Source organism: Chryseobacterium turcicum, from assembly GCF_021010565.1.
Classification (GTDB): domain Bacteria; phylum Bacteroidota; class Bacteroidia; order Flavobacteriales; family Weeksellaceae; genus Chryseobacterium; species Chryseobacterium turcicum.
Map to the genome: position 1 here is coordinate 1207428 of NZ_JAJNAY010000001.1, position 18837 is coordinate 1226264.

Here is an 18837-nt window from a genome sequence, read left to right on the forward strand (position 1 = left end):
AAATGAATAAAATATATTTAGATAACGCTGCTACAACACCTCTTTCAGAAGAAGTAATCGATGCAATGGTTGAAACGATGAAAATAAATTTCGGTAACCCTTCTTCTACCCATAGTTTTGGTCAGGATGCAAAAATCCTTATAGAAAATGTAAGAAGGCAGGTTGCAGATTATCTACATGTAACTCCGGCTGAAATTATTTTCACCTCTTGTGGTACAGAATCTAATAATATGATTATCAAATCGAGTGTTGAGCATCTTGGTATTGAGAGAATCATAAGCTCTCCTATGGAACATAAATGTGTTTCTGAGAGTATTCTGGATATGAAAAACAGAAAAGGAGTTGAGGTTGCTTACATTCGTCCTAACGAAAAAGGTGATATTGATTTAGCTAAATTAGAAGAATTACTTAAAGGTTCAGATAAAAAAACATTGGTAAGCTTGATGCATGCCAATAACGAAATCGGAAATATTGTTGACATCAAAAAAATTGCACAGTTGTGTAAAGATAACAATGCGCTTTTCCATTCGGATACCGTTCAGACGATGGCGCACATGAATCTAGATTTTTCAGATATTCCTGTTGATTTCGCATCTTGCAGTGCTCATAAATTTCACGGTCCTAAAGGGATTGGTTTTGCGTTTATCAGAAAAGCAAGTGGCTTAAAAGGTATTATTACAGGCGGTCCTCAAGAAAGAAGCTTGAGAGCAGGTACAGAAAATGTTGCCGGTATCGCAGGTTTAGGCAAAGCTTTGGAACTTTCATTAAATAATATGGAAGCTTACACGCAGCATATGCAGGATATTAAACAATATACCATTGACAGAGTGTCTGCAGAAATTTCAGGGATAAAATTTAACGGGAGAAGCTCGGAAGCTGATAACAGTTTATACACTGTGGTAAGCCTTTTACTACCTTACAAAAATCCTTTAATCGGATTACAGTTAGATATGAAAGGGGTTGCCGTTTCTCAAGGAAGTGCATGCTCTTCAGGAGCGTCAAAACCTTCTATGGTAATGATGATGGTGCTTTCTGAAGATGAGATGGATAATTGCACTCCTTTGCGCGTTTCTTTCAGCCATATGACGACAAAAGAAGATATCGATGTTTTCGTAAGTGCTTTGAAAGAAATCTCTAAAGATTTCGTTATAGAAAATACAAATGTTGAGCATAGATAGGCTTTTCATTTTAAAATGGTAATTTTGACTCAGAAAATTAAATAGTATATTAATCATTAAAAGATAAAAAAATGGCTTTAGAAATTACGGACAGCTCGTTTCAAGAAACGGTTTTAAAATCAGACAAACCGGTATTGGTTGACTTTTGGGCAGTATGGTGTGGACCTTGCAGAACTTTAGGACCAATCATCGAAGAAGTAGCAGCAGATTTTGAAGGAAAGGCTGTAGTAGGAAAAGTAGATGTAGACAACAATCAGGAAATTTCTATGCAATACGGAATCAGAAATATCCCTACAGTTCTTATTTTCAAGAACGGTGAGGTAGTAGATAAATTGGTTGGAGTAACTCCAAAAGAAGTAATCGCTGAGAAATTAAGCGCACACTTATAAAAAAATCATTTGATAATGAGTGCTTTCCGTTATGGGAAGCATTTTTTATTTCTAAAAGTTTGCAAGGTTGTAAAAAAGTTGTATTTTTGCACCACAATAAAGGAAGATACTTCTTCAGGCATTGAAAAAGATCCGGTAGTTCAGCTGGTTAGAATGCCGCCCTGTCACGGCGGAGGTCGCGGGTTCGAGTCCCGTCCGGATCGCATAAAAGCTCTAAAACATAGGTTTTAGAGCTTTTTTTTATTCAGATTATCAAAACTTTTTGTCTAGTCCCAAGATTTTGGGATTGATCCATTATTATCTTTTCTCATTCTTTCAAAATCATCCATTCTGTCAAATCTTTAAATCTGATGAATCACATTCCATTCTACAGCATCATAAAAAGAAGTTTTGCAAAATACATTATTTCGCCGTTGGAAGTAAAATCAAAAATTGAGTTTTCTTCCTTTTCAAATGCTCTGAAACTGGTTATTTTTACGCCTTTGATTTTAATTTCTTTTACACGTCAACTTTTGTCGCATACCAATAATACATTTGCCTCAGAAGCAAATTAAATTTTTAAAATTATGGACAAAGTAACACTACAAAGAATTGAAAAACTGCATCCTTTTGTAAGAGAGGAAATGAAACAAATTATTAAAGAATGTGATGAAGCATTAACAGGAAAAGCAAAAATCAGAATTACCCAAGGGCTTAGAAGTTTTGAAGAACAGGAAAAAATATATGCAATAGGAAGAATTACTTCCGGAAAAAAAGTGACCAATGCAAAGGCCGGACAAAGTATTCACAATTATGGATTGGCCGTTGACATGTGTTTAATTATTGACGGAAAAGCGGCAAGCTGGGATACTGCAAAAGATTGGGATAATGATGGTGTTGCAGATTGGTATGAGTGCGTAAAGATTTTTGCCAGACATGGTTGGGATTGGGGAGGAAACTGGAAAACTTTTAAAGATCTTCCACACTTTGAAAAAAAGAAGATTCCAACAAAAAAAGGAATGGTAAAATCGAGTTGGAGGACTCTTATAAAGTTGAAAATGGATAAAGATGGATATGTCTTATTTTAAAAATAAATATCCTATAGAAATTAAAATACGTCAAACTCTGTCGCTTTCCAATACCATCCTTGATTTACCAAAATAACAGTAGAAATAATGAAAAAAATTACCATCCTTTCTTTAGACGGAGGAGGAATAAGAGGCATTATTACCTGTATTATTTTGCGTTATATTGAAGAGCAACTTCAGATTCACGATAGGGCAAGTGCCAAGCTAGGAGATTATTTTGATTTTGTTGCAGGAAGCAGCACAGGAGCATTAATTGCATCAATCATTTTATGTCCTGACGAACAGAGAAAAGCAAAGCATTCCATTCAAAAAGGTTTGGAGCTCTATTCTGAAAAAGGTGGAGATATTTTTCAGGTTTCTTTTTGGGAGAGACTTGTAAACCCTTACGGACTTTTTAATGAAAAAATATCTCAGGAAGCCCTTGAAAAAAACTTAAACGATTTTTTTGGAAACTTAGAATTGAAAGAATTGATAAAACCCTGCCTGATTACGAGCTACGATATCGAAAAAAGAAAAGCTAAATTATTTAATTCCTGGAAAGCTCACTTAAGTACCGATAACTTTTATGTAAAAGATGTCTGCAGGGCAACTTCAGCAGCACCTACTTACTTTACTCCCGTTCAAATTAAATCAATGTACGGACAGATATTCAGCTTAATTGATGGTGGAATGTTTGCCAATAATCCTGCACTTTGTGCGTATGCAGAAGCCAGAAAAATTCCTTTTGCTGAAGTTTTAAAAAATCATCAGAAGCCAAATCATCCTGCAGTTAACGATATGATTATTATTTCAATCGGAACTGGATTAGAATCTAAAAGTTATTCTTTCAGAAAAATGCAAAAAGTCGGAAAAATTGGTTGGGTTAATCCTATTATTGATATTTTAATGTCAGCCAATGCAGAAACTGTAGATTATCAGTTATGCCAAATTTTTCAAACTTTGGGACAAAGAAATCAAAAAAATTATTACAGAATAAATCCTTCCTTGAAAAATGCTTCGCCGGCAATGGATAATGTAAGAAAATCAAATATTGAAAATCTTATTCAGGCAGGACTCAATTATATTGAAGATAACAAGGAGAATTTGAACCAAATTGTACAGAAACTAATTAAAAATAAAACATAAGCTTTTTTGTTTATAAATAGTCAACAAAAAACTTTAAATACGTCAGATTTTGACGTTTTCACCAATTACTTTTGGACTAAAATAAACACAAGAAAACAATCATTTTTTATTAAAAAACTTAAAAAAAATCAACATTTCATCAATGGTGAACAGCCAGAAATATGTCAAAAATTAACCTTATCATAACACACTTAATATGGAAACATTAAACTATAATCCCGAAATATTATTAAATGAAAATCTCTACACCATAAGCTGGAGCGATATTGAGAATGAAGAGCCGGATTATGAAAACTATCTGAACGAAATTGAAAATTTCTTCAGAGAAAATTCTGAAAATGATCTTCTTGAAGAAGATATCTTTTAATTCTAAATTTTAGGCTAAATTCTCCCGGCATTTATTAATGAAACCGGTTTACTAAAATATCATTAGCATCAGAAAAATTAATTCTGACACAGAACATTAAAGAGACTATTTTCAAAGAATGCAGTCTCTTTTTTTGTTAATTATTTTGCGTTAAAAAACTTTTAACTCTCAATTTATTTTTCAATCTTAATTATAAAGATAAATTCATAATTTTCACACATTAATTATTTATATTAAAATATATCATGAAATTACTTTTATTATTTTGCTTTACGCTTTCAGGTTTTGTTTTTTCTCAGAAAATTCAGCTCAAAAAAGATAAAATTCTTTACAACGAAAAAGAAGTTGCAGTCATCAAATCTCCTTACAGAGATCATTATGAGTTTTACAGTTTAAACAACGAGAAAGCTTTTGATCTCGATTTAAAAGGGGTTGCTTTAGCCGGAAAAGAATTTTTATATTATCTCGATATGAAATCTGCAGACGGAAAATCAACTCAGGTTCCTTATGAAGTTTTAATTACCTCTTTTAAACCTGATCGCATTATTGCACATCAATTGGCGGTAAAATATAATTTCTTTAATGAAAAAGGATTAAATACGGCAGAAATAGAGCGTTTTTTTAATGTTCAGAGAGAAAATTTAGGAGATAAATATCTTCAGGCAAAAGCTAATAGTATTGCAGGTGAAAGTGAAAGACAAAGCAGCTTGAGTAATATAAGATCTCTTTATAATCCCAGAATTGGTTCGAAAGGTGAAATTTTGATTAATAATGGAAATTATCCTGCAAAAATCGTAGGATATTCTACTGCTTTTAACTGTGGTTTTGGAAGTATGGCTCCTTGCATGGAAGTGAGTGATCTTGACGGAATAAAAGTGGCAAGAATGTATGAAAGCAAACAAGGAATCAAAACATATCTGGTTAAAACTTTTGACAATCATGAATTTACATTTGTAGCAACCAGACCTTATGCTCCTTCAGATTATGCTTTTGTGAATGAATTAATTGCCAATCTTTTCATCGAAGGTTATACACTAGAGCATCAGGCTTACTACAAAAATCAGGAACTTCAGCATGCAAAAGTGAAGGATGCGATCGACAGAAGCATCAATCTCTATGACGTTCCGGGATATGTCGTAGAAAAATCCGGTAAAAAGACAGAAGGATTGATCACGATCTGGTTTGAAAAACTGGATACGGAAAGAACAGGACAGAAATTACCTACTGAAGGAGCAGATCTTTTTGGACAAAGAGTGAGCCTAAAAACAAATTTGCCGGGCGGAGGCGTAAAAGCCAAAACCTATAATGCTGACTCGGGAATATATTTTTGCGTGCCTTACAACGGAGGTGAAGATTGTTACTATGGTCTGGATGTAAAAGGCGAACTGATGAAAAAGCTTCAGAATTATGGAGATCTTCATGGTAATAATTCCTATTTCTACAGACTGGTAGCCAAGGAAAATAAAATTATGTTGCTTCAGGATCCTGTAGAACGTCAAAAGTATGTCGTAAAAACAGACATCCAGCAAAAAGGACAGATGCTTGACAACCGATCTAGTGAAAAACTGTCTCTGAAACTTGCAGATTACCTTAAAGACTGTAAAGCGGTTTCCGAAAGTCTGAAGAAAGAAAATGTGGATCTGAAAAATGAAGAAAACCTTATTCACATTATATCCGAATACAGTAAATGTAAGAAATAGCTTCTATCGTTTTTACATAAAAGTGGCGGGGATCAAATTTGATCCCCGCCACTTTTTATTTCAATAAAGAATCTTTTTAAACTTTTTTAAATAAAATAATAATGCGTCAAGTTTTGACGTTGGCCGCCAATATCTTTGTTTCAGAAATAACAACCGAATAAAACTACACACTATGTAAAAACAAGAACGTAAACGAAACTTCTATTTTAAACTAAAAAAAGTAAAATAAATATTTATAAATCAATTGGCCTTGATTAAATATTAAAAACAATTTTAATAACATGAAATAAAAACAGTAATTATTATGAATTCTAATCACAGAATTTTCACAAAGATAAGCTTTTTTGAGAAAGCTTACCAAAAATTTATATCACAAAAAATAACACCAAATGCCACAAAACAATATACAGAGCTCTACACCCACTTCTGCTGATGGTGATGGCCTGCATGTAAGACCCGATCTTTTGCCGGAATCTTATCTTTTTATTGAGAAAACCCCTTTTATACAGGCACAAACTGATAAATTTGGTATGACTGGAGATACTACATTCAGAACGACCTCCAGAATCGGATATTCCGGTAAAATATTTACAATTTGTCAGGGACAGGTACTCATCCAGCCCAATTCAGAAGATGCCAATAAAGTCAATCTTATTTTAAAGCCTTTCACACAGCCTATTAAAGGGCTTGCTATTAAATATTTTATTTACCGCGGGCTTAAAGCATCAGACTTTTTTGGCAGTAACCAAACGATTAATCCTATTTCAAATGCTACAGGTTTTGTAAAACACATCAGGGACGATTTTCAGAAATTATACAATACGTTGAATCTCACAGAACCTACACTGACAGCACAATACATTGGGTATCCGGGAACAGGATCATATGCGCAAACTACAAACTTGCTGATTGATGATTTTTTCTTTAAAATCTCACAGGAAGATGCAGGAAGTACTGCTGCGAACCAAAAAGCTTTTGAACTGCCGATGATTCCACGGGGAACTCATCTGGGAACTATAGATTCAAATAGCTCTATCGGTATCGATATCGTTTTAAACGAAGGAGATTATACCATTGAGAACGATCCGAATCCTTTTAAGCTGGATTTAAACTTTGCCCGTTTAAACAACCACATTCTGAATTCGACTTCTGGAGCTAATGCTTTTGAGAACAAACTGATCAGGGAATCTGCTACACAATTCATTGATATTGCTGCTTTCTACGGGCTTCATACGCACGGAAAAGGAAAACTTTATGCAAACAGTGGTGGGCAAGATGCTGTCTTTCAGACTAATGACACTATTTATGAAGCGATTAAAGATTTTAAAACAGCAAATACAACCTATTTGTATATCCAGGGAAGTAGACAGCGATCTTATAATTTCTATGGGAATCATACAATTGGGGCGACTCTTAATGATTATAAAAAAGGGACGACAGTAGCCAACCTTGCCGCAGGAAATTTTTCTGAAAAATGGCCTGTGAAGGAATTTCTGAATACTCCTTCCTTAGCTATTCAGCTTACGACAGATAGCAATGATGCAGCAGCATTATACGTAAAGCAGGGAATCTTAAATGTAGATACTGCTAACGAAGATTATTTTATCCGGGGGGAGAATCTTTTGCAGCAAGCCGACACCAACAACACTGTCGATACGGGACTTACCAAACCCATTGTTTTTGATATAAAGAAAACAAGCTATGGAACAAATATCGGGTCTTTTGTGCAATTGATTTATGAGGGAAAAGCTCTGGAAATTACGAATGTAGTTCCGCCTTTAAGCTCAGGAGAATCATTAATTCTTAAGGATATTGATGATGTTTTTGGATTGATTAACGTCACACCTCATATTCAGCCGAAAAGTACAAATGAATTGAGATATGTAATTGATCAGAATTTATTGTTGATTGATTTTGAGAACAAGAGAGGAGGAAAAGATATTGCAACCGTTACGACAAAGAGAGTCGAAGATATGATAATGGGCGATGAAAATGAAACTTTAGAAAGAGTTACTTATGAAACATTATTAAATAATATCCGACAAGGCTTTGAAGGGTTTTATCAAAGTAGATCAGCTTATCAAGATAATAGCAATGGAGGAACAATTACTTATAGTGATACAATGAATAATTTTTATTCACCTGAAAAACCATATTATTTAAAAACTAGGATCTTCACTGGTTTGGATGGAAATACGATAACCGGACTATCCATTAAAACGGATGAAAAGACCCTTCCAAGTAAAAAGCTTTTAGGAATAACTAAAATTGAAAATGACAAATTTTCTTTACTTATTGATCAGCATCAATTGAACAATCCTAAATTTTATTTGAAAAATGAACTCTCAGATGAAACAAGCAAATATAATTCTTTAGAAGGAATAGAATATAAAAAATATTCACTTTGTATAATAGGAGAAAATCACGCTGGAGAACTCACTACAGTATTTCCAACTGACGATGTATATGTAACTACAGTTGATAGTATGGTTTTTACTTCTAATGAATATTCGAAGTTTTATCCCAATTTATCAAAAGAAATAATTTTTAAACTAGACTTATTCTAATGGCACAGGCAATTATTCTTAAAAATGGAAATATCGTAAGAAAAGGTAATATAACAGGTGAAACTTATTTTACTACTGGACATTTAGCTTCATTCAAAGCACCAGATGGAACAAGATATACTTGTGCAGCTTATTTGGATATCAAGAAACGTCTCACATTTTATGTTCAGGAAACTAGCTTTTATACTAATATTGAAGCCGCAGAATATGATAAAATGAAAATTTACAATGATAAAGATTGGGATAAAGTAGAAGAAAACGATATAATTGAAATACAAAAAAGAGAAATATCATTGATGGGGACTCCAAGCTATTGTTGGAATACTTATAATAAAACATATCATATTGGGGAATCTTTTTCAGATAAAGATATACCATTAACTGGTTTTACAGTAAACACGTCAAAAAGTTATTGTAATAATTTAGCACTAACAAATACTGCTCTTGAATTTTTCAATAAAAATGTGATTTTATCAAATGATTCAAAAGTTAAAGAAAGTATTGCGGACGTTGCACAGCTTATAAACAATATAGATAAATATATTTATGAGTCTTTTAATACTGGAATAGATTTATTAAAAGAAAATCAAAAAGCACTTTGGCGAACCTTAGATACCTCTTCGTTAAGTAGTGATTCTCAGAAAAAGGCATATTATGACCAATATTATATAAACTTGTTGAATTATTATAATTTAATAAAAAAACGAATTTACATCCTAAATAATTCTACTGATATTGAGAGCACTATTCTGACAGCTATGAGTATGCATCCTAAAATTTTAATAGGACTAAGTGTAAAAATAAAAATCGAAATGCTAATTTATCTAGTGAAATATCTTCTTTCAGAAGATATAGATAAAGTAGAGTATGAAGAATTTGTAGTTAGTATTGTTTATTCTTTTGATAAAACCGACACTAACAATATAAATTTATTTTTAGACGGTTTGATTGATCCTAAAAAATCAATATCTGACTCTAAAATGAAGGAGCATCCAAAACCTGAGGAATATGAAATTTTTCGAAATTCGGTTACGCTATTTGAAGCCATTTATACTAGAATGTCTCAAAGTTGGGATGTTACTGAAAAAATAATCTCTTGGGTTAATTATATTCCTGGTTTTGATTTTGATCCTGTTTTAACTAGGTACAATTTTGTAGATGCTGTTTATAGACTGTGGAGATATAGTAAATATAATCCTTATAAAGATAATATTTACAAACCAGAATTGTTAAGCTTGGTAGAGGATAATCAAAACACAATGTTCAAATACAGTAGAAAACCTTCTATCAAGTATATGCCAAACATGAGTTTCACGATTGATAAAACTTCTGGGCCAGTAGTAATTAATTACAAGTCTAGTGAAAACTTTGGACTATATGATCAAAATTTTATTTTTGAGTTTACAGGATATAATAAAATTTGCGCCCTTACAAATGATTGGAATGTAGTTAAAAATGAACAAATATCCGAGCCGCCAATCTCAAGAAGCTGGTTTCCTTATGGTTATTATGATATATTTCAGCCGGTAACCCTTGTCGATCATAACAATGAAACATCTTTACCAATATTAACAGTAGATAATGCAGATCCTTCTGGTAACTTAGATAATTACAATTCTATAGTTCCTATATTTTATATTAAATACATTGCTCAGCTAAGCAAAAATAAAAATGCAGAATTCCTTATTTTTAGAACTGCTGATATTGTTACTTTTTTTAGAAGCGGAGGAGGATTAGTAGGTAAATTATCTCATATTAGAGGTCTCTCAAAATTTGAACACATTATTACTTTAACAGAAACAATCCAACTTTCTTTAGATGTCACAAATGCTGTATCAGATTATACCGCAAGCTGTAATAATATTAATTCAAAGTTTTGTCAAAAGTTAAAAATACTTTTAGGTTGGGTAGAATTAAGTGCGGTAGGAGATGATGCAATGTCTAGGCTACAGAAAAAAATAGCAGCGAAAAGATTTATAAAGGAAATAGATTTTGGAGAAGGAATACCAAGTGATTTTAATACTGATGAAGCACAAGAATTTATCTCGAAAATAAGGATTTTAGCAGAAGAAATAGATGACTTGGAATTGTTGAATAAATATAAAGAAACCGCAAAGAAAATTTTAGATGAAATATTATCATCCGATACAAAAAAATACGAGAACTATTATTCTAACAATCAAATTACAGAGTTATTCACAGTCGCTTTTAATAAAAATTTATCTACTTCAGATATTGCTGGTATAATTCATCAGGCTTGTAGAATTAGAAACCCGGTGTATATTGCTCCTGTTGCTGAACTTAAGCAGAGAATGGAAAATCTTCTTCAAGTAAAGCGTCAAGGATTTCCATATACATTTAATAGTAAAGCAGACTTTCAAGATTATATAGATGAAAAAGTAAAACCATTTATAGAAATGTTTGGGCTACCAAAAAATACTATAAAATATGGTGGGTCATCAATAACCTCACCAGGAGGATTTAGCCCAGGACCTCAAGATACTGATTGGTGGGTATTTTTTGAAAATAAAGATGAAGAAAGACTTTTTATTGAAGAATTGGTTCTTAGATACGAAAATTATAAGGCACAAGGTTTAATGAAAGGAAGTAAAGCAAATGGAAAAATAAGAAGATTAAGAGAAAGATATGCTGAAAGGTTAAAAGAAAGGAAAGAATATATAGATAAAGAGTATATTACAGCGGTTTATCATGGTCAAATCACAGAGTATCAGGGGAAAGTTGTAGATTTAAGAAAAATAAGAGATGATGGAAGTGGATTTTATGAAGCTTATTTTGGGAGTGATGAAACAGATGTAACTTTAAAAGTTAAAGGAGATATTGAAGCAATACCTAATATAAAAATTAAATTATTTTAAAATGGCAATAAATATAAAATTTGAAAATGAATTTGAAAAATTAATTACCTCACAACAGGTGAGCAGTGTTGATAATTTTCATAAAGTTTTTGAGGAGAATGGGATTCTTAAAAAGAAAGAAGAGTATAAAAATAATTTGATAGTAAAAGTTATCTATTATACAGTCCCTAATTTTAATGAACAACAAATAATTTCAGAGATTTTGAATAATTATCCGTCTTTAATGGATGGATTTGAAATACGTGTTTTAGAAAATATAGGAATATATAAAAAAGAGGTTCAAAAATTTTTTTCTGCAACAGGTATATACGATAACTTTTCAATTACGCTATTATTTAATCAAGAGAATTCTCTTATTTATGAAAAGCAAGAAGATATTATCAATGGAATAGCAGATTATGATGTAAAAAAATATTTCTATGATTCTTTATTAAATGATAAATATGAATTTATTTATAAAGTTAATGGGGAGTTATCTGCCATGAAAGGTTCTTACCCACCATTTGTTGCTGAAAATGATTTTGCAATAGGTGCTAATGAAATGACTATTTATTTCCCTGACTTTTTAACTAATAATCCGTATTATCAAAACGCTAACTTACTTCCGTAGGATAAAGTTTAATTATTTTAAATAGTTAAAATGTTATAGTATTAAGCTTAATTAAAGTAATTTAATTATTAATACCCCAAACACAAAATAATTTATATGCCAAATCAAACACCGGTAACACATAGGTATTACCCGAGGTTATCCTCTGTGGTTACACCAGACCAGATTCCAGACATTCTGGGATTCATAAAAGACGGAGTCGTTGGACTCCTCGACAAGATCTATTACAAAGATTTGCAGTACAGTAAAGGCCCGAAAGGAGATTCGGCTTTCTATAGTTTATCCCTCGTATCAAAAAGATTAGACATCGAAATTCCGGGAACGGGTATTTCCTTAGTTCTTAATCCGGATATGACAGGAAATGATTCTCAGATTTCGTCCTTTCCGATTACGATCGAATATCAATGGAAAATCCTGGCGTATCTGCGCCAGTTCAGTTTAGGAAACTTTTCCTTTGAACCTCAGCAAATCTTTGAAGTCGCACTTAGAGTGCTGAATATTACGGAAGAACAGGCTATCGCACATATGGTCAATACTTTCGTAGAACCTGAAAATCAGGACATCACCCCGCTGATGCAGTTTGTTAAAGACCTGAATGAAGATCAACAATTAGGACTTATACTTCCTACAGACGCAACATCGGTAACTGATGTCGTAAAAGACATCTATGCAAAAGCAGGCAAATATGCATCATTAGCAGCTTTTGCCACTTATTTATTAACGAGTGACATTCAGGAAACAGGGAAAAAAGTAAAAGAATTTTTCCAGTCACTGATTCCTCAGGATATTGATGAATTCATCAAAGAAGTCATCATTCCAAAATTTAAAGCAACTTTGATGCTTTCGGCAGCAATCGAGTTCCCGAGAAGTATTTTAACTCCGGCTTATCCGCGTGATCATATCAATGCTTTAGATCCTATTCCTGAAAACACGCAGGGATTCCGTGATAAAGTGTTATTAGAATTCGGAGAAGTTCTTTTCTATGCCGACACGGAAAGAGGTTTCGGATATAATATGGACTTAGCTTTAAGCACCAGCACTCCCGCATTGATCGGAAGCACGGGCTTTGCGATTGATATTCATAATATGAAAATCGATTTAAGCAAGAAAGAAAATATCGCAGAAGCTGATGCCGATGGAAGACCCAAAGAGTTTATGGGAGTGTATATGGAATACACTGAGATTTTCCTTCCGAAAAAATGGTTTAAAAAGCAGCAGACCGGGCAAACCATCGGAATTTCTGCCAATCATTTACTGATCGGAACCGGCGGATTATCAGGGAACATTGCTATACGCCCTACCTACAGCACCGTGGCAAACACCACGACCGGCGGTACTGATGTAGTTGATTATTTCGGAGATTTCTTTGATCTGAACTATAGCAACCTACAGGTAAAATCTATGGACGGAAATACCGTTCAACCGATTACAGGAAAAACACAGCTCCTTGGATATATTAATGGATTAAGTTCTCCGTCTCAATTAAAATTTGTTTATCCGTTCGGATTGACCACTAAAGATGGTGAACAGAGAACATTTAAAAAAGAAGATGAATATTATCAATTCATCAGCAGCTTAAATATTGAAGAACTTGCTGATATCGAGAAGCGTACTTTATGGTTTGATTTAGGAAAAGATCCTGAAAAAGCATGGAAACTTGGCTTCAGCCATTTCGATATCGATTTCCACCATGGTCAGGTTGTGCATTCGTCGCTACGTGCAGCTTTAAAGATCAGGAAATTTAAGGGTGAAGACAGTGGAGACCTTCTCATCGATGTAGTCGGAGAATGGGAAAGCAAAGAGAACTTTAAGCTTTCTGCAGCATTTCATCCAAGTCTTACAATGAACCTTTTTGATATTCTTAATTTCAAATTACAGAGTATTGAGATCGGAAAAAAAGAAGATAACTTCTATATTGAAGCTGATACCAAAATTACTTTCCCTACCGGTTCTTTCGGTGCAAAGCTATTAGGAGAAGATGGAATCGACCTACCCGCAATACGCTATTATGCTAACGGTAAATTCGAGATTGCAGGAGGAAACTCTGTCATTCCGATTAATATCAACCTGAATATCGGTCCGGTTACTATGAGCGTTACAGCCATACACATGGGTACCATCCAAAGATTGAGAAATGGTGTCATGCGTAGCTACAACTACATTGGTTTCGATGGAGGAATTAACGTAAATCCGTTAGGACTTGATGTGAGAGGAAATGGTGTAAAATATTATTATACCAATGACAATGATGAATTCAATGGAGACAGCGACGATTATTTCCACATTTCAACTTTGGAAGTAGACTTAGTTATTCCTGGATCGGCAAATCCTGAATCGGCAATGGCTATCATTAATGGTTCTTTGACGATTCCTGAGCCTGGGGTTTCTACGGAATACAGAGGTAAAGTTGCGATTCAGTTGCCAAAGATGAATATTTATGGTTCTGCGGAGATGGCATTCGACCCGAAATATCCTGGATTTTTTATTGATGCTCAGGTAGAATTTCCTTTTGTGATTCCAATGGGATCATTCGGGATCTTCGGATTTAGGGGACTTTTAGGATACCGATACATTGCACATAAGAGTGCTATCAATATGGATCAGGATGATAGCTGGTACGATTATTATGTCTATCCGGAACGTGGAATCCGCTTACCGAAATTTATCGGTCCGCAGCATACAAAACAGTATGATTTTCCTTTCTCTATCGGGGCAGGAGCTTCTTTGGCGACATTAGACGGCCGTTTGGCTTCGCTTCGTGCAATGGTTTTATTATCCGTTCCGAGTATGTTTGCCATCGATGCCGGTTTAACAATTATTAGTGAAAGATTGGGCTTAACGGAGGACGACCCTCGGGTACCGCCATTCTATGCCTTCGTAATTGTAGGCGACAACTCACTGGAAATCGGAGCAGGAGGTAACTTCCAGCTCAACAGAACCAACGGTTCATTTATCGATATCAAAGCTGAGGTTCAGATGGGATTCTTCTTCAAAAACCAAAAGCCGTGGTACGTCAATTTCGGAACCAAGGAAAAACCGATTACCGCTGCGCTGTTTAAAGATTCCATGAACATTAAGGCTCAGGCTTATCTAATGATTGCTGCAAAAGGTATTGAAGCCGGTGCAAGGATCGACTTCAACCTTAATTTGCTTATTCTGAAAGTATGGGCATCCATCGAAGTAGGCGGTAAAGTGAGTTTCGAAAGACCTCAGACAGGAGGATATATTTATGTGGAAGGCGGTGCCGAGCTTAATTTATTTATTATAAAAGTATCGCTTTTCATTTCTATCTACTTCAGGGTTGAACTTGTAAAACCGTTCCTGATTTTAGCTGAATTTAAGCTTGAATTAAAGGTAAAGCTATTTATCTTTAAAGTTACCTTAAAAGTACATTTAACGATTAAATGGGAGAAGGAAAAGAATACTGACACAGCACCAATCGCACCAATCACATACGAATCTGATCTTCCGGGAATCGATTATCCGAAAGACAGCCGTGTAGAAGATGCCGTAAAAGGAGTTAACATGCTGACAAACGAAGAATTTATGCTTAAAAATCTTCCGATGAATGCTATGCCTTCACCTCTAAGTGTGAGAAATAGTACAAGTATTCCTATCATTCCTTTAGACACCTATTTAGATATCAAGATTGAAAAAGGAATGGTTCCGACAGAACAATCCGACAAAAAAATTGGAGGACATACAACTGGAGCCAACGGATTCTTAGATTTAATACCGCCTGAAAAAGTACAGCCGGGAGGTCATGTAATTCGTCAGGTAAAGCATAAGTATTCGGTAGAAGATGTAATCATCAACATTATAGATGACAGCGGAGACTGGAAAGAGTATAATCCTTACAGAGCTGTTCTTAGTAATGCGCAGGCTTCCAATATTTCAGGAATTGATGATTTCAAAATCGGTTTCTGGCAAAAAACAAACGAGAAGTACGACACCATCAGAATTTTAGGAACAACTCCGTTCTCCTTCCTCGATGGCGGTCAGCCGGGATGGTTTATTCCTGAGCAGTACGGCATCACGGCTTCTACCTTATTCTGTACCAATTATACCGAAGAATGGCATCACTCAAATGTATTGGATAAGACAGTAGGTACCATATATTACCAACCGACGATGTATCCTAATGAATTCATCAACGGCGCTTATTACAATCTTTTAGGAAATGTGACGAGTAATAATTATATGAGTGTTTCCAATGCTTCAAATCCTCATGGATATACCAAGTCATTAAAGATTACAAACGGAAATACGATGGTTGTCATTCTGCCTGAAACTTCAGGAAAGGTAAACCTGACGCTTTCTACACTGGCTAGCGATGTAACGATTATCTATTACAAAGATGTGTATTCAAATTTGATTTATCAGACCTATGAGGTAATTACTGAAGTTACAAAAACAAAGGATGAACTTGCAGCCGGAGAAATTACGTATTCAGCTTCAGACTTTAATAATCAGTTTGTAAGTAAAATTGAAATTATTCCACATCACCCGAATCAGGCTCAGATTGATGCGATTAATGCTCAGATTGACCAAATTTGGGCAAATGCCATCGCACAGACAACGGGAGAAGTTTCGCAGGTGGTACTTTCACCATCAGAACTGGCTATGCATGACAAGTTACTAGAGGAATTGGATAAACTGAAGAGCCAAGGCTGTACAACAGCACAGTGTAATGAACTTGATTTTGATGTTCTTCATACAGTAGATAAATATAATGAATTATTTGGACCGGGAATCGTAGATTTTTCATCCTCTAATGTAGTTAACAATTGGGCAGAGTACGAGTCTACTTATACTCAGGTAACAGGAAATACACCACCTTTCGTAGATTTTAATCTTCATTCTGTGATCTTCCTTTATTTACCTAGCAGCCTATTTAATCAGACTGTAAAACACAATACGCTGATTACAAAAATTTCCGAAAAATCTTCCGGCATTGATATCTGCTACTCTAGCGATTACCCTAAAGAACAAATGAATAAAGCGGTCGTTATTAAGGTAACTAAAACAACCAACAAACCGCTCAATTTAAAATTCACACCGGAATGTGGATGCGACTCATCAATAGAACCCTGCACAAAAGACGATTTACTTTGTCAGTTTTTAAGTGAGATTAAATATGCACTCAATAATTGTCTTGCGGCCAATCCTAAAGGGAGCCTACGCGACAATTGGAAGTGTTTCCAGATCCTTATTGATCAGATAAGAATTTTTGACAAGCAATATCCGTATTATGAATTGCTAAATGGCAAAGCATATATTCTGGAATATATCAAGAAACTTGAAAGTCTGCTTGGTAATGATGCTACAGTATATGACGCATTGCAGATTGTGCAGATAATTTTTGAGATTATTTATGAACTTGGAAACTGTGGCTGTAATGATATAGATGATTCTGTTACCCAATGTTTCACTCTTCTTCAGCAGGTAAGTTGGATTACGGCTAATGATTATGAATATCAGCAGACGATTCCGAGTCAGGCAGCAGTGCAGCAGGACAGTCAGAATATGATTGCAGCGATCAACAATATTGTTCAGCCAATCTGGAGACCAAACAGTGTGTATTGTCTGAATCTTAAACTAAAAGATGAGGTTAACGACAGCAATTCGACAGTTTACAATTATTTCTATGCATTTAAAACCGCAGGGCCAATCGGGCATTTTGAGAAAAGAAATACAGATTATATTGAATTTTTAAAAGATCAGAATGGAGATATTATTCAACCTCCGAAAAAGAAAAATTTGGAAGAATACCCTATCACATCATTGAAATCTTACATCGATATGAAGAGATCTTATCCTAATGCAGACGGAAATCTTTTGATGGCGAAACCTATTTTCTACGGTAATAAAGAATGTAAGATTAAACTCTTCTTTACCAAACCTTATGTTTACAATATGTTGAAAGCGTGGGAAGCTGTTCCGGGAAGCAATCTGAAAAAGATCGACGGAGCAATGAATATCGTCATCAAAGATCCGGTGACAGATGTAATCGTTCCTTATCCTTTACCAATCGATTGGACCGAGCACGAAACCGTTCCGGGGCAGACAGGCATTACTTGGGAAGAAGACAATGCACCAGCCTTACCATTGGGAATGCAGCAGATGATCAATTTTGTGAATCAGGCAAACCAAAACGGTTCTATGCAGTGTACGATTCATTTGGGAAACCCTATCGCACCAAAAGCATACAGCTATTCTGTAGATCTTACCAATTTAAAACCGGAAAAACTATATACAGCAATTGTATACAATGCTTTCGATGAAAATGAAGATGCTGCGTTTGCTCCGCAAAAAGACGGTGACCTTATCGTTTACGAAGAAAACCAGAAAGTTCATGAGTTTGTATTTAAAACGTCAAGATACATCAACTTTGAAGAGCAGGTGAACAGCTATAAGCTGAAAGAATATGATGATAATAATGTATTGATCAATCAGAAAGATGCAGTTTATCAGATTAATGTAAACCTTATGCAGAAGCAAATTGATGATGCCTACACCTTGGTTTCACGAGGTCCGGAAAACAATCATCTGAAAGAGCTTGTAAATACCTATTCGGAAGTCTTCGACAGAGCTTTTGAGGGAGTACTGGGCATTCAGCCGCTGAATCCGCCTACTAATACAGAATTTGTGAAAATTGTAAATAATAAACAAGATGTAGTAGCATTGCTTATAAGAAACCCGGAACCATTTAATGATCCTAAGATTCCTTTATCTGAAATGGATGAATGCTTCAGAATCTTAAGCGGATCAGGAAATGTAAATGATGACTTTGATATTCTTTATTCAAAAGATTATTCTCAGATGCTGGTGATGCATAAAAGCAAAAAAATCAGCAATAAAAAGATCAAATTCAGATTCATGTACAAAAACTGGGACGGAGCAGCTTACACAGAAGAATCTACAGTAACAACAAACGAAATACAACTTTAAACAACCA

The 18837-nt window shown here is 34.5% G+C and carries 11 protein-coding genes and 1 tRNA gene; all 12 read left to right on the forward strand.

What is annotated here, in order from left to right; all coding sequences use genetic code 11:
• Nucleotides 1-2 precede the first annotated feature (2 nt).
• A complete protein-coding gene (locus LO744_RS05630) occupies nt 3-1178 on the forward strand; it encodes a cysteine desulfurase family protein (protein ID WP_230667698.1) in 1176 nt (391 codons plus the stop codon).
• A gap of 71 nt (nt 1179-1249) precedes the next feature.
• Nucleotides 1250-1567, forward strand: coding sequence for a thioredoxin (gene trxA, locus LO744_RS05635; protein ID WP_191177899.1), 318 nt, complete (start codon nt 1250-1252; stop codon nt 1565-1567).
• 129 nt (nt 1568-1696) lie between these two features.
• Nucleotides 1697-1770 (forward strand) — tRNA-Asp (locus LO744_RS05640).
• 147 nt (nt 1771-1917) lie between these two features.
• Entirely contained in the window at nt 1918-2121 is a 204-nt protein-coding gene (locus tag LO744_RS05645; protein WP_230667700.1) for a hypothetical protein, read from the forward strand.
• A gap of 12 nt (nt 2122-2133) precedes the next feature.
• Complete coding sequence (locus LO744_RS05650) at nt 2134-2634, forward strand: M15 family metallopeptidase (RefSeq protein ID WP_230667702.1); 501 nt, start codon at nt 2134-2136, stop codon at nt 2632-2634.
• A gap of 87 nt (nt 2635-2721) precedes the next feature.
• Nucleotides 2722-3759 carry a patatin-like phospholipase family protein gene (locus tag LO744_RS05655; RefSeq protein ID WP_230667703.1) on the forward strand — a complete coding sequence of 346 codons (1038 nt, stop codon included), beginning with the start codon at nt 2722-2724 and terminating at the stop codon, nt 3757-3759.
• Nucleotides 3760-3955: 196 nt separating this feature from the next.
• The gene (locus tag LO744_RS05660) at nt 3956-4126 is read left to right on the forward strand and encodes a hypothetical protein (RefSeq protein ID WP_230667705.1); all 171 of its coding nucleotides are present in this window, start codon (nt 3956-3958) and stop codon (nt 4124-4126) included.
• A gap of 245 nt (nt 4127-4371) precedes the next feature.
• Nucleotides 4372-5826 (forward strand): hypothetical protein, encoded by a 1455-nt coding sequence (locus LO744_RS05665; RefSeq protein ID WP_230667707.1) that lies wholly within the window; start codon nt 4372-4374, stop codon nt 5824-5826.
• A gap of 389 nt (nt 5827-6215) precedes the next feature.
• Entirely contained in the window at nt 6216-8393 is a 2178-nt protein-coding gene (locus LO744_RS05670; protein WP_230667709.1) for a hypothetical protein, read from the forward strand.
• Nucleotides 8393-11269: a hypothetical protein gene (locus tag LO744_RS05675; protein WP_230667711.1), complete on the forward strand. Its 2877-nt coding sequence runs from the start codon at nt 8393-8395 to the stop codon at nt 11267-11269. Before LO744_RS05670 ends, LO744_RS05675 begins: the two co-directional genes overlap by 1 nt.
• Nucleotide 11270: 1 nt before the next feature.
• Nucleotides 11271-11879, forward strand: coding sequence for a hypothetical protein (locus tag LO744_RS05680; protein ID WP_230667713.1), 609 nt, complete (start codon nt 11271-11273; stop codon nt 11877-11879).
• A 96-nt stretch (nt 11880-11975) separates the two neighbouring features.
• Nucleotides 11976-18830, forward strand: a complete 6855-nt coding sequence (locus tag LO744_RS05685) for a hypothetical protein (protein WP_230667715.1) — start codon at nt 11976-11978, stop codon at nt 18828-18830.
• Nucleotides 18831-18837 lie beyond the last annotated feature (7 nt).

What these genes read in the sequence shown, in the direction of transcription:
- LO744_RS05675 (WP_230667711.1), top strand. Translation starts at nt 8,393, where the DNA reads ATGGCACAGGCAATTATTCTTAAAAATGGAAATATCGTAAGAAAAGGT.
- LO744_RS05680 (WP_230667713.1), top strand. Translation starts at nt 11,271, where the DNA reads ATGGCAATAAATATAAAATTTGAAAATGAATTTGAAAAATTAATTACC.
- LO744_RS05630 (WP_230667698.1), top strand. Translation starts at nt 3, where the DNA reads ATGAATAAAATATATTTAGATAACGCTGCTACAACACCTCTTTCAGAA.
- trxA (WP_191177899.1), top strand. Translation starts at nt 1,250, where the DNA reads ATGGCTTTAGAAATTACGGACAGCTCGTTTCAAGAAACGGTTTTAAAA.
- LO744_RS05650 (WP_230667702.1), top strand. Translation starts at nt 2,134, where the DNA reads ATGGACAAAGTAACACTACAAAGAATTGAAAAACTGCATCCTTTTGTA.
- LO744_RS05665 (WP_230667707.1), top strand. Translation starts at nt 4,372, where the DNA reads ATGAAATTACTTTTATTATTTTGCTTTACGCTTTCAGGTTTTGTTTTT.
- LO744_RS05645 (WP_230667700.1), top strand. Translation starts at nt 1,918, where the DNA reads ATGAATCACATTCCATTCTACAGCATCATAAAAAGAAGTTTTGCAAAA.
- LO744_RS05660 (WP_230667705.1), top strand. Translation starts at nt 3,956, where the DNA reads ATGGAAACATTAAACTATAATCCCGAAATATTATTAAATGAAAATCTC.
- LO744_RS05685 (WP_230667715.1), top strand. Translation starts at nt 11,976, where the DNA reads ATGCCAAATCAAACACCGGTAACACATAGGTATTACCCGAGGTTATCC.
- LO744_RS05655 (WP_230667703.1), top strand. Translation starts at nt 2,722, where the DNA reads ATGAAAAAAATTACCATCCTTTCTTTAGACGGAGGAGGAATAAGAGGC.
- LO744_RS05670 (WP_230667709.1), top strand. Translation starts at nt 6,216, where the DNA reads ATGCCACAAAACAATATACAGAGCTCTACACCCACTTCTGCTGATGGT.